Origin of the sequence: Methanobrevibacter sp. (assembly GCF_017410345.1) — an archaeon.
GTDB lineage: Archaea > Methanobacteriota > Methanobacteria > Methanobacteriales > Methanobacteriaceae > Methanobrevibacter.
This window is the reverse complement of record NZ_JAFQQZ010000014.1, coordinates 26,499-39,069: the sequence shown is the minus strand read 5'-3', so window position 1 is coordinate 39,069 and position 12,571 is coordinate 26,499. Positions and strand designations below refer to the sequence as shown.

The window sequence follows — 12,571 nt, the reverse complement described above, 5'->3', positions numbered from 1 at the left end:
AAGAATTTTGCTATTAACCCAATGAAGTATATAGAAGATAAAGTAATGGTTGCATATCCAAACCCACACAGAGAAAATTTTGCAAATCCATATATGACTTCTATTTATTCAGGAATGTTATTATTCTGAATGGATCCATATGTCTTACCAAGAATCCAGATACATTGAAGCTTTCCTTTGAATACTTTCTTTATTGACTTTATAAGAACATGTTTTGAGAGCCCATCTTCAAAAATGTCTTCTGTTATGATGAATCTGGTCAATTGATCATTCGGATGTTCCAATTCAAAATCAAGAAGCATTTCATTCAATGAAAATCTTATTTTCCATATGAATTCCTGATTGACATTTTTAGGACTATTTTTGATAATGTTCTGCTCTTCCTGGGAAACTTCTGTTGCACAGCCAATGATTAAGACATCTTCCTTTGCTTTAGGATTGATTATATCCATTGCATTATTGTTTGGGAAATTAATAATATAATGGAAATTAGCGTTTTCATCATAAATCTTTTCACGGATCAAATCCTCTTCCATCAACCAGTTTCTTACTTGTTCTTCATCAATTGCCATAAATATCATCCATTAATAAAATTGTAATTCGTTTAGTTTATCAATTAATCATTAAATAATTTATTTATTATTTTTTAATTAGTTGTTAATCAATAAATTATATATAGTTGGCTAATATATTTAATTTTAATGATAACTGAACTTTACTCAAATTCAATTTACATGCTGCTTACAATATTGCTGTTTGCACTGGCATTTGATTTGTTGATAGGAGAATTCCCAACTAAAATACATCCTGTTGTATGGATTGGAAATATCATAAGCTTTTTCAAGAAATACTTGATTAAATATGATAATAAAGTCTCAGGATTAATAATATCAATATGTGTAATAGCGGTTTCCTCCTTGATAGTTTTAGTGCCAATGATTCTAATAAAGCATTTCCTTTACCTTAATGATGGAATGATCTATCTATTCAAGCTTGCAGCTTTATTATTATTGTCCTCTACATTTTCTGTCAAGTTGCTCTTGGATTCAGCACGTGATGTGGAAAGGGACCTGAAGAACAATAACCTGAATAAGGCACGTCAGGCTGTAAGCTATCTGGTAAGCAGAAAAACAAGTGAATTGAATAAGGAGCATGTCATATCTGCAGTGATTGAAACATTGACAGAGAATATTCCTGATTCATATGTTTCCACTATTTTCTATTATTCAATCGTTGGAATAGCTGGAATGCTCCTTGGATTGAATGACTTTGATGTGGTGATATTGGCTTTGCTTGCAGCATTGATCCATAGGGTAGTTGACACCATGGATTCCATGCTTGGATACAAGACCGACGAGCTTTACAATATTGGTTATGTGCCTGCTCATTTGGATGACATATTGAATTACATTCCTGCAAGAATATCCGGATTTCTGATAATAATTTCAGCTGCCTTTTTAGGCCTCAATTGGAGAGGGGCCTATTACATAATGGGAAGGGATGCAAGAAACTGTGACAGTCCGAATTCAGGATACACAATGGCAACTGTGGCAGGAGCATTGAACATTCAACTTGAAAAGGAAGGAGTCTACACTTTAGGCGATAATCTTCATCCGATTAAGGTTGAATGCATTGACAAGGCAATCGACATTGCAAGACTCGCCATCTTTTTGATTACACTCTTTTTCTTTTTCGTGTTTATGGACTTGATTCTTCTCATGTTGTAGAAGAATTATTACTTTCTATTTTTTCATTTATTTTTGATTCTACTTTACTTATTTTTCTTTCTGAGCATGATTCATCAGGAAATCGATGAAGGATTCATCATCCATATTGAGATATGCATCGGTGACTTCATTGAGATTGATCATAGGATTGCTTTCTTCCTGCTTATTGGAATCTTCTCTCTTTTCTTCCGAAGAATCATTTTTATTATTGAGATTTTCACACTGCTCCTTGATCTTTTCCTTTGCATCAGGGACTTCCTCTGGAATCATAGTCACAATTCCACCATGGTCACAGTCTATTATTGCATAGCAAAAGTTATGTACATGGGTGGCTTTGTATCTAGCCTCCATCCAGTTAAGCCAAGACCATATTATTTCCCTTATGTCTTTTCCTTCAAGTTCTTCCCCTTCGATGTCCAAAAAGGATTCGATCATTCTATCATGCATAATTTGCTCTTCGCGAGTAAACATTATTATCTCCTCCATTTAAAGATTTTATAGATTTTGATGATTTTTAGTGATTTAAAGATAAAAGAGTATGGTGTAAAAGGATATTACTTTAGGTGGACTGTTTTGATGTAAAAAGAGCTTTGATAATAATAAAAAAATAAAAAATAAATAATGAATGCAGTTAAATTATGATTTCTACATCCTTATTGTAATCCTTGAAGAAGGTCATGTGAATCAATTCATCCTCCCATACGAGGGCTGAACCTGATCCGAAATCATTTGATAGCTTAAGATTATCTCCAAGGCCGATTGATTTTTTGGACTTGAGCTCGGAAAGTGAAATGTCTTCCAAGGTCTTAGTGAGTTCCAATCTGTCAATGTTGTCTACGGATTTCTTTTCAACAACAGCCTCTATGATATAGCTTCTGCATAGCTTTTCATGATATTCCCTGTAGATGCTGTGATTATAGAAGAGTTCCAATCCCTTCATTTCACCGTTTACAATGAAGATGACTCCATTCTGTCCTTCTTCAATATGGAACTGTTTCAGATAGTCATTCTGCTTTTCCTTAAGGTTTTCATAGCTGTCATTCAATGCGCTGGTAACGGATCTGAAATTGGCTCTGGATTCGAATTCACTGATTGAATCCCAGACGTCACCTTGGTAGTCACGTTCTTCGTAGGAAGCCCTTGACTTTCTGCTTCTGGTACTGTGATTTGCAGAATACAATGATGGCTTGAAAGTTCTGCTTGCTTCCCCTTCACCTTTGGTATGCCATCTTCCGTGTTCAGTGCAGCTAACTGGAATGTTTATCCTTGATTTGGCTGGAATGAGGAGACTGTCGTTTATGATACGGTTTTGCATCGCACCTGTAATCTCATCCCCATCGATTAGTATAAGTGGAGTTACAGCATCATTCCTGCATGAGACAGTGCCTACAGTTGAATTTTCAAGTTCCTTGATTTCAACGAGGTTCATCTCATATCCCTTTTTCAATGTAAGGAAATCCTTTTTCCCAAATGCATCTGTTTTGATTGGAATAGCCTCAACATTTTCATACTTCTGGCTGTCCAAAAGCTCAATGGCTATTTTTGTTCCGTTTATGTCAATGAATGCAGTGTTTTGAATGAGGCTTAAGTCCTCATTCACATCATTTATTTCATTATTTTTCTTTGATTCTTCCACATTATCACCCCAAGACTATAGATTGTTTTATACTATTAAAACTAATATTTCATTGATTATTTATAACTCTTATTTTGATTAAAATAATTAGATGTAGTTTACATCGTTTTCAGGATCTTTTTTAAGTTCCTCAAGCTTATCTTTTTCGATGATTTTAGCTATGACATTCTGATGGGAAATGAATTTCACGATAGCATAGGCGTCCTCATCATCGATCTTGTCATAAACCCTTCCGGAACTCATGGTACCTCTAACGACGGTTTGCGTACTGTTTGCCAGGTATCCGACCTTGCCGGCATATCTCATTTCAACACGAATGGCTTCCCCATCGTGACTGTTGTCCGGCTCCTTGATAAGCTTTAGAATAGAACCAATCTTGAATATCTTCTTTCCATGAAATTGGTTAAAACAGATTATAGATACATATTTTTCATTGTTTTTTTCTTCGTTCATACATTTCACCCCAATAAAAATAGTAAGTTAAATATATTATGGATACCGTTACTTATAAAGGTTTTTGATTTTTGTAAAAATCAATAAATTAATGTTTAACTTTCATAATTTTACACTTGAAATGCATGTCTAGGTTTTCTAAAATCAGACCTAATGGAAATAGAGGCAATGATATCAAAGATAATTGATTTGAAAATTTTAAAGGTCATGAAAAATAGTGATAAATTATCATTTAAAAAGAGTATTACAAAAGATTGAAAAAAAGTAAAAAAAGTAATAAATAAAAAAAGAGTAAAGCTATACGGTTGTAGCTTCCAATTTGGATAAGATTTCCCAAATCAAGGTTCTTGCATGAACTGGGATGTTTGGATCGTTGCTGATTTCATCTAACTTCAATATTACAGCGCTTGCTCTTACAGTTGGGTCTTCGCTTTCATCATTCAAGGTTTGGAAAGACTCATCTGCAGCTCTTCTGATGTTACGTGGTACGCTTGGGTTTTCCATAATGTGTTTTAAAATTGCGGATACTTCTTCAAAAGTTTCTTCTACCATAATTATTCCTCCCTATTCATCAATTTTTGAAAATATCATCTAGTAAGCATAAATCAGTTTCAAAAAAAGTAAATAGTCTATAACAATATAAAATATAATTTTCAAAGTATATATATTTATGCCATATTGTTAGTAAAATAAGAAATGATTTATATTAAAATGGATAAAATAAGATTATATATTGGTTTAATAATAATTGCTTATTTTAATTCAAGGGATGGTTCAAATGGAGTTCATGGAAGAAAAGTTCAAGATGGTCTTGCATTACATCATATATAAATGCGGTTTTAGAAACACTGTTGGAAGGACAGTCCTCCATAAGCTATTGTATTTTTCAGACTTCAACCATTATGAGCTTCATAAGAAATCCATAACAAATGAAAGTTACAGAAAGATGGAAAGAGGCCCTGTTCCAATTCACTTCGAATCAGCCATAGAGGAACTGGTGGAGGAGAATAATGTGAGATTGGGAAAAAGAAGATTGCCTTGCGGAAAGGTGATGAACAGGTATTTTTCAGTAACTGAGCCTTCAATCGATTTGAATGAAGATGAATTGTCCGTCATCAATCAGGTAATCAAGGACATAAGCCATATGAATGGTAAGCAGATTGGAGAATATTCCCTCTCTGATGCACCTGTAAAAATGACTGAAGATGATGAGATCATTGATTATGATCTTGTGTTTTCCAGAAAGTCTGAAAGCAAGAATAAGGTATTTGTTAAAATCAGTTAAATTTTAACATTGAATACTACTTTATTTCATATAAAATAAACCTTTATACATACTTTTTTTTTAAATATATCTAAAAAAATAACTTTTTTGCTTTATTGATAAGAACATATTTATATATCGTATTACATAAATTATAACACATATATTTTTTTAAATTATTGAATCACTGAATTCAATTAAAATTATTTTTTGGTGTATTATGGAAATATTGAGTGCATTATGGCAAGTAGGTGTTTTTGCAGCTGTTATCCTATTTGGAACCAAATTGGGAATAGCCAGTGGCTTAGCTAATTTATCAAAGAAAAAATTAGCTCTTCTTGCTTTAGGTTATGGTGGAGGAATCATGCTTTTGTCAACTATAGCTTCCCTATACACAAACCAAATAACTGATTTTATAAATTCATACAACTCTATCTTATTCCTGATAATGGCCGTCATAATGATTTTTGCAGGGATATATACAATAAAAGAGTGGAAAAAGCATGAAAGGAACACTATGAGAACCACAAGAATGATATTGGTTGCTCCTTGCCCATGCTATTTCGGGTCCATTTTGGCAAGCATCATCATGGCTGCTCCTACAGTTGGGTTGGGTGCCTTTTCCTTGAGCAAATATGTTGCTGTGGCAATGGTGCTGGTGATTATCATAGGATATTTTGCATCCAATTTAATAGTTAAGTTCCTTAAAAAGCCTTATCCAATCGTCATTGGAAACTTCATGCTCTTTTTGGGGATTTATTTCCTATTGTCTTCCATATTGATTCCTAACATAATTCAGGTATTCAATCAGTCAATGAGATCCATTACTATTCCTTCATTAAGTTCAATGGCCATAAGTTTTGGACTAGCCATTGCAATTATAATTATAGGAGTCATGGCTTCTAGAAAAAATGATTTTTTAATTGATTTCAGTTAAGAAACAAAATTTTTTTTAAAATTTCAAAATTAATTGTTTATTATTTGGTGATTAAATGGTAACAATAATTCCAGGAAGCGATTTGTTAACTTCCGCATTGAATGTTATTGCTCAGAGTTTGCAGATACCTGTAATCATATTTCTATTGGCTTTTGCAGTCTTCGCTGTATATATTATTGGAAGCCTTATCTCAGAATACTCATCTCACAAGAAAGTCCCTGTTAAATTAATCAGGGAGCTGATTTACAGGATAGCTAATTGTGATGTGAATGATCTTCAGGATATTATAAAGAATGCTCCTATACAGCATGCCCAAAAGGTTGTATTGATGGAAATTGCAAGAGCGAAAGACTTGCGTGAAGATACCAGACGTGCTCTTGCAAGAAAGCTTTTTGAAGAGGAACAGGACAAGATTGAGAAAAACCTTCAAAAGACAGACATTGTAACCAAGATCGGTCCTACCCTTGGTTTGATGGGTACCTTGATTCCAATGGGTCCTGGTCTTGCCGCACTTGGAAGTGGAGATGTAAACACTCTTGCAAGTGCAATCATAGTGGCTTTTGACACTACTGTTGTAGGTATTGGTGCAGGTGCTGTAGCTTATGTGGCAGGAAAGATTCGCAGACGATGGTATGAACAGTATCTTTCCAATTTGGATGCTTTGGCAGATACCGTATTGGACAGATTGAAGAAAGAGGATGAAATGAGAGGGAAATAATCTATAATGATTTATTTTTATCTAAATTTCCAATCAATTTTTTAGGTGATTAATGTGGTACGTCGTCAAGGTGGAAAGAGATTGTCTGAAGACAGTGAAGATCCTATGGCAGGAACCGCAAATCTTGTGGATGCAATGCTGGTGATTGCAGTGGGTCTTTTGGTTTTTTTGGTGATTTCCTGGAATATGCAGGGAGTCATATTCTCTGACATGACCCAAGAGGAAAAGCAGAATGTCATGCAACAGATGAGTGAAGTAAGTGAAGTGGATCAAGGTCAGCAATTGAATGAAACTCCCGATATAAGCAATAAATCCGGTCAGGGATATACTGAAATGGGTAAGGTATATCAGGATTCCAATGGCAAGCTGATTATGGTAGAGGAATGATTTTTCTCTATCTTTTTTTATTGATAAAAATATAATTCGTTAAATCTGAAACAATATTATTTTTTAAAATATTTTTTCAATTGGTTAAAATATTAAAAAAAAAAAGAAATGAAGATTTTTGAGAATGCTCAAAAATCCATTTTTTAAACTTATTTTACAGTTATATATGCTTTTTTGCTGATAGCTTTGTAAGCGCTGTCTCCTGCAAATTTAGCGGTTGCAGTGTATTTGCCTTTTTTCTTGATAACAATTTTTACAGTTGCAACACCTTTGGAGTTGGTTTTAGCAGTGTATGTCTTTTTGTTTACTTTAAAGGTAATTTTTTTGCTTGCTAAAGCTTTGCCGCTAGCGTCTTTAAGAGTGAAGCTGATTTTCTTGGTGGCTTTTACCTTAAAGGTCTTTTTAGCAAAGGTGGCTTTGACCGCTTGTTTGTTTACAGTCACTTTTACAGTAGCAAAGGAAGCTTTGCATCCGGTGTCGTCACCAAGGAAGTTGAGACTGTAGTAGTAGGTTCCTGCTGCCGCAAAGTTGGTTTTGATTGTGGCTTTACCGTCAGCGTTGGTAGTTACATTAGTGGTTTTACCATTAAGGGTAACGCTTACAGTCTTGTTAGCCAACGCATTACCTTTTGAGTCATATAAGGTAAATACTAAGTTTTTATTGGTTTTTGCAATAGTGGTTAAAGCGCTAGCATTGATAGCGGTTTCACTAGGGGTAACTTGACTGAAGGTACCGTTTGTTGCACCAACATAAGTGTTGTCAGCCTTAACGATGTTGTAAGTGAATGTAGGTGGCATACCTATCCATACTAAACCTGAGTAATCGTTGTTTTCACCGATTTGGATGTTGCTGTATCCACTTGAAAGCAAGTATCCGATTTTGGTTTGGTTTAAGAATTTGTTTTCATCACAGAAGATGTTTGAAGATCCGTAGCAGGTAATACCTATATCACAATTGCTGAGAATGTTTCCGATAGCTTTGTGGCCTGCACTGTCATGAGGTAGATACCTTCCCTTGCACCGATGATTGTGTTGTTTTCCACAATACAGTTAGGACCTGAACCGTGTCTTACGTCAATACCATGGTTTGCAGGATTGATGACTGTATTGTTGTAGATGTGGCTGCGAGGGGAACCGAATGAAATGATACCCATGTCTTGTGCATTGTAAATGGTGTTGTATCTTACAATTGCATCGTAGTTAGGATCAGCGAATTTGCTTCCTAAGTAAAGACCGAAACGTCCACCAGTAATATTATTGTCTTCAATTATAGCATTTGTTGTGTTGTAGATAATAAGACAGGATGGAGTTTTTGGGGTAACTTGATTATATGTACCGTCAACTATGAAGTTGAATCCGCTAATGGTTAATCCATTTACATTGTCCACTTCGAAAATTCCATCAAAATAGTTGGAATTTGCTGACATTGGGAACTTACCTATGATGGTAGCGCCATTACCATGAATTACAATGTTGTTTAAGGTCACTGGAGTGTAGACCTCTTTCATGACAGGATTTCCTTCTTCATCTACATCTTGTTCTAGTGTCATTATTGTTTTGTTGATTTTTAGTCCTTGACTACCTACATTATATGTTCCAGGTTCGAATTCAATCACAGTATTGTCTTCTATACCATATTTGAAATAATCTTGAATATCTTCAATGTCATCTTCTGGAGTAATAGGCATTGTGGTAGTTTGAGGAGTCTCTCCTCCTTCGTCACCATCAGTTATGACAGCATCACCTGAATCGGCAGTTATATCGTCTATGGCAACGTCATCTGCTGCAGATACTGCTCCAAGTGAAACAATAGTCATAAGGACCAATGCTGCAATAAGTAATATCTTTTTATTCATAAAAATCTCCTTTTATTATTTAATAAATAAAATATTCATTTAATTTTAAAAATAAAAAATAAATATACAAAATTATCAAAAATTAACTTGATTTAATATTTATTTTTTTAAAAAAAATAATATAAATTATTTTTTAGATACACGATATGAATTTCATAACACTTTGTATCTTGAATATATGTTTTCTAAATTATTTTATTTAAATCTTTATTATTTTATTAAAATTAATAACAATAGTTAATAAACATTTTTTTTACTTAATAAAAACAAAATGTCTTTATGTAAAGATTTAAATAGATGATAATTTATAAAATTAAATATATATCTTTTTACAACATTGTTATATTATTTTTTTTAATGAACAAAATTTTATAAAATTTCATATTTAATGAGTTATTTTTAAAAAATATTTAATTCTGGAATGGTATTATGAATTTTGAAGAAAATATACTTGATAATTTGAAAAATAATCAATTTTTATTAGTTATTTTTCTAATTATTTTAATTTTTAGTTTAATTAGCTCTGTATCAGCTTCAGATAGTTTTGATATGGATAATTCTAATTCTAATACCATATTACAGTCAAATGAGATTTTAAATTCAGAATATGTTCTTAATAAAGAGAATACTCTTGAATTAGATACTTCAGATAAATCTGAAAAGAATGTAATATCGACAAGTTCAATCCATAAGATCTCTTCCGATTCCACCAACGATGAGATACAAAGTATCTTCGATAATTCTAAAAGCGGAGACACTATCCAATTCAATGACAGGGAGTACAATAATATCTCAATAGTTGTAAACAAGAGATTGAACATTGTTTCTGCAAAAAGTTCAATTCTTCATACATCAGGTTCCGTGAGCAATAAAGCCAATCAAATGGGGCTCGCCAATACATTTGGCTTTTATTTCACTAAATTAGCTAGCGGATCAGTCATTAAGGGGCTTAGCTTGACTGGCAATTCAGACTATGGGATAATGGTTGAAGGAGGTTCAAGCATCAGTATATTGAATAATAATATTTCTGGCGGCAAGAAGGCAGGGATTTATTTGAAGAATTCCAAATCCAATACAATCAAGAACAATATTTTAACTAAGGCTTATGATGGGATTGTATTGAACAATGTCAACAAGACAAGGATAATCTCCAATAGGATTCAGCAAAACAGGAATACTGGAATTGTCCTTGAGAATGTCAATCGCAACAACATCACAAGGAATCTTGTTTCCAAAAACGGTTTGGACGGAGTTCTTTTGAAGAATGCCAAATCCAATAACATCTTACGGAACAACATAACTAAAAATGGGGTTTCAGGACTTAGAATGGAAGGATTCACCACAAAAAATGTCATTATGTACAATAACATTTCAAGCAATGTCGTCAATGTCTATGCAAATTCATTGACAAATAGCGACAAAATGACAAAAAACACCCTCATGTTTGCAAAAAAAGTATTTGGAACATATATTGATGATGATAATGTAGGTGCAGCCATTGTCTTTGGAGACAATTACAGATCTGTGGAATGGCATAATCTAGATTTCTCATACAATTCCATAGGAATGAACGAGGTCTGGGATGCAAAGAGTACCATGTCACACCCGCCGGTAAACATTGGAGCAAACTGGTATTTTGACAATGACGGCAACTATGCGATAGGCCACATATGCCCTATGGTATTTGGAAGGGCGATAACTGCTGATGAATTGAAGACATTGTCAATGGGATTCTCTTCAGATGGAAAGGGAATATTCGGCCAGTTGTATGATGGAAAAACTGTTGCTGGAGCGGGATCATTTACAATTGATAATGTCATCATCGATGGAAAGGACTACGGTTCTGCAGAGGTAGGGGAAGATGGACGCTTCAATTTTGACTTATCATCCCTTCCTGCAGGAAGCGTTGTTACCATCAACATTAGCGGACATACCTTCAATATAACTATAGATAAGGAAGTCCAGAAAAAATCAGATTCAGAACAAAATCCTGATGTGGATGTTAAAAAATCCAATAAGGACGGTATAAATCCTCAATCTCTTGGAAATGGCACAGGAAGTGGTTCAGGTTCATCAAACGGTTCAGGAAGTGGTGAAGGTAATTTTACTGGTAGTGGAGTTAGTGTAGGAGATTTGTCCGGCCAATCCAATCAGGGAACTGGAGACTCTGGTGAAAATGGTGGTGGCAGTGCATCTGAAGGAAAGGCTTATGAGATTTTAAAGGAGCAAAATACTCCTCCAACAGCTAAAAACAGTCAATTGCTTGCAGTCTTTGCTGTTGCTCTTGTAATATTAATCATTGCATTAGGATATAGAAGCAAAAACAAGGATGACTATAAGGATGATGGAGATTATAGTCTTTAATTGATAATGATTATATTTTTTAGTGTCTTATTTTGTTCTTTATAAAAAAGAATGATAGATTATTTGAAGAATCTATCGTCTGCCTTTTGGCTTTTTGCCTTTTGATGCTTGGTCTCAAACCAGCCTATCTTTATGTCATCGACCAAGGTGTCTTCAAATAGCTGAGGAACGTATGGCTTGATGTCAAGAAGAGGTGTTCCATCCAATATGTCCACATTGGAAATGTATAATATATCATTTTCTACCTTGTCCAGTTTTACAGTGCTCATTCCGATGTTGTTAGGCCTTTTTGGAGATCTTGTTGCAAATACTCCATGTGTGCTGTTGTCCATGAATGGCTTCACTTCAAGCGCATTTCCATTTGTCTTATGCAAGTGATAGATGAGTATTAGATGTGAAAAGCCTTCAATATCCTTTAACCCAGGCTTGAATTCATCTTTAAGACATATTTTTCCTTTAATTCCTTTTGCACCAGTTGGTTGGATTGGCATTCCCTCTAACTCTGTAAATGGGGAATGAATTGTTCCAATAATTTCAAATTCGATTTTCATACTATCATATTTATTTTTGATGTATATAAACCTTTATAACGATAATTGATTCATACTTTAAGTTTATAAATTTAATTTCATTTTCTACTCTATGGAATTCAATACATGGGTCACAAATTGAGTTTTAGCTATTTCCTCAACGAATTCAACAAGAGCTGCCGCTTCCTGAACTGTCTCGCCGGTTGCTATGACTCCATGATTTTTCAATATGATTGCATCCTCACTCTTTAGGGCTTCACTTGCAGCATCGGCCAATTCCTTGCTTCCTGGCTTGAAGTATTCAATGTCCTTCAGGTATTCTGACTTTATTGCCCCAAATCCTTCAAGACGCTTGATTCTTTTGTTTGAAAATGCAAATCCTGTTGCATATGGTGAGTGGGTATGTGCGATTCCATTGACTTCCGGCTTTTCCCTGTAAATTGCCAGATGCATTTCAACTTCAGATGAAGGCTTTCCTTTGCTCAATACCTCACCATTTTCATTCACAAGCACAATGTCCTTTTCATCCAAGTCAGCAAGAGACTTAAGGGTTGGTGTTATGGCCACTATATCACCGGTCTGGCCTTTGAATCTTGCGCTTACATTTCCGGCCTTTCCTGAAACCAATCCTCTTTCAAAGACATATGCTGACATTTCCACAACGGATCTTACAATTTCATCTTTCATATTATCATCCAAA

At 34.3% G+C, this 12,571-nt stretch carries 15 protein-coding genes; 6 read left to right on the top strand and 9 right to left on the bottom strand.

The window, feature by feature from the left end; translation table 11 throughout:
- Positions 1-104: 104 nt before the first annotated feature.
- On the bottom strand, positions 105-572 hold the full coding sequence (locus tag IJE13_RS01565; protein WP_292776252.1) for a DUF2299 domain-containing protein: 468 nt from the start codon (positions 570-572) through the stop codon (positions 105-107).
- Between the two features lie 129 nt (positions 573-701).
- On the opposite strand from IJE13_RS01565, the gene IJE13_RS01560 reads away from it, so the two are divergent.
- Positions 702-1,727: a cobalamin biosynthesis protein gene (locus IJE13_RS01560; RefSeq protein WP_292776249.1), complete on the top strand. Its 1,026-nt coding sequence runs from the start codon at positions 702-704 to the stop codon at positions 1,725-1,727.
- A 48-nt stretch (positions 1,728-1,775) separates the two neighbouring features.
- Here IJE13_RS01560 and IJE13_RS01555 read toward each other — a convergent pair whose 3' ends face one another.
- From IJE13_RS01555 to IJE13_RS01540, 4 genes are all read right to left on the bottom strand, one after another.
- Positions 1,776-2,198, bottom strand: coding sequence for a hypothetical protein (locus tag IJE13_RS01555; RefSeq protein WP_292776246.1), 423 nt, complete (start codon positions 2,196-2,198; stop codon positions 1,776-1,778).
- Between the two features lie 160 nt (positions 2,199-2,358).
- Positions 2,359-3,363, bottom strand: coding sequence for a DUF6569 family protein (locus IJE13_RS01550; RefSeq protein ID WP_292776244.1), 1,005 nt, complete (start codon positions 3,361-3,363; stop codon positions 2,359-2,361).
- Between the two features lie 87 nt (positions 3,364-3,450).
- Positions 3,451-3,816: an HIRAN domain-containing protein gene (locus IJE13_RS01545; protein WP_292776242.1), complete on the bottom strand. Its 366-nt coding sequence runs from the start codon at positions 3,814-3,816 to the stop codon at positions 3,451-3,453.
- Positions 3,817-4,113: 297 nt separating this feature from the next.
- Complete coding sequence (locus IJE13_RS01540; protein WP_292776239.1) at positions 4,114-4,368, bottom strand: UPF0147 family protein; 255 nt, start codon at positions 4,366-4,368, stop codon at positions 4,114-4,116.
- A 226-nt stretch (positions 4,369-4,594) separates the two neighbouring features.
- On the opposite strand from IJE13_RS01540, the gene IJE13_RS01535 reads away from it, so the two are divergent.
- From IJE13_RS01535 to IJE13_RS01520, 4 genes are all read left to right on the top strand, one after another.
- A complete protein-coding gene (locus tag IJE13_RS01535) occupies positions 4,595-5,101 on the top strand; it encodes a Panacea domain-containing protein (RefSeq protein ID WP_292776237.1) in 507 nt (168 codons plus the stop codon).
- A gap of 199 nt (positions 5,102-5,300) precedes the next feature.
- Positions 5,301-6,017 (top strand): DUF2162 domain-containing protein, encoded by a 717-nt coding sequence (locus IJE13_RS01530; protein ID WP_292776235.1) that lies wholly within the window; start codon positions 5,301-5,303, stop codon positions 6,015-6,017.
- Positions 6,018-6,072: 55 nt separating this feature from the next.
- Positions 6,073-6,735, top strand: coding sequence for a MotA/TolQ/ExbB proton channel family protein (locus IJE13_RS01525; protein ID WP_292776233.1), 663 nt, complete (start codon positions 6,073-6,075; stop codon positions 6,733-6,735).
- Positions 6,736-6,840: 105 nt separating this feature from the next.
- The gene (locus IJE13_RS01520) at positions 6,841-7,122 is read left to right on the top strand and encodes a DUF2149 domain-containing protein (protein WP_292776257.1); all 282 of its coding nucleotides are present in this window, start codon (positions 6,841-6,843) and stop codon (positions 7,120-7,122) included.
- 149 nt (positions 7,123-7,271) lie between these two features.
- On the opposite strand, the gene IJE13_RS01515 is transcribed toward IJE13_RS01520, so the two are convergent.
- Together IJE13_RS01515 and IJE13_RS01510 are read right to left on the bottom strand one after the other, a co-directional pair.
- Positions 7,272-7,991 (bottom strand): Ig-like domain repeat protein, encoded by a 720-nt coding sequence (locus IJE13_RS01515; protein ID WP_292776231.1) that lies wholly within the window; start codon positions 7,989-7,991, stop codon positions 7,272-7,274.
- Positions 7,992-8,065: 74 nt separating this feature from the next.
- Positions 8,066-8,977: a right-handed parallel beta-helix repeat-containing protein gene (locus IJE13_RS01510; protein ID WP_292776229.1), complete on the bottom strand. Its 912-nt coding sequence runs from the start codon at positions 8,975-8,977 to the stop codon at positions 8,066-8,068.
- Between the two features lie 549 nt (positions 8,978-9,526).
- Here IJE13_RS01510 and IJE13_RS01505 point away from each other — a divergent pair.
- Positions 9,527-11,341 carry a NosD domain-containing protein gene (locus IJE13_RS01505; RefSeq protein ID WP_292776227.1) on the top strand — a complete coding sequence of 605 codons (1,815 nt, stop codon included), beginning with the start codon at positions 9,527-9,529 and terminating at the stop codon, positions 11,339-11,341.
- Between the two features lie 59 nt (positions 11,342-11,400).
- Here the strand turns inward: IJE13_RS01505 and tsaA are convergent, their stop codons facing one another.
- On the bottom strand, positions 11,401-11,892 hold the full coding sequence (gene tsaA / locus IJE13_RS01500) for a tRNA (N6-threonylcarbamoyladenosine(37)-N6)-methyltransferase TrmO (protein WP_292776224.1): 492 nt from the start codon (positions 11,890-11,892) through the stop codon (positions 11,401-11,403).
- 84 nt (positions 11,893-11,976) lie between these two features.
- Positions 11,977-12,558, bottom strand: coding sequence for a class II aldolase/adducin family protein (locus tag IJE13_RS01495; RefSeq protein ID WP_292776222.1), 582 nt, complete (start codon positions 12,556-12,558; stop codon positions 11,977-11,979).
- Positions 12,559-12,571: the final 13 nt, after the last annotated feature.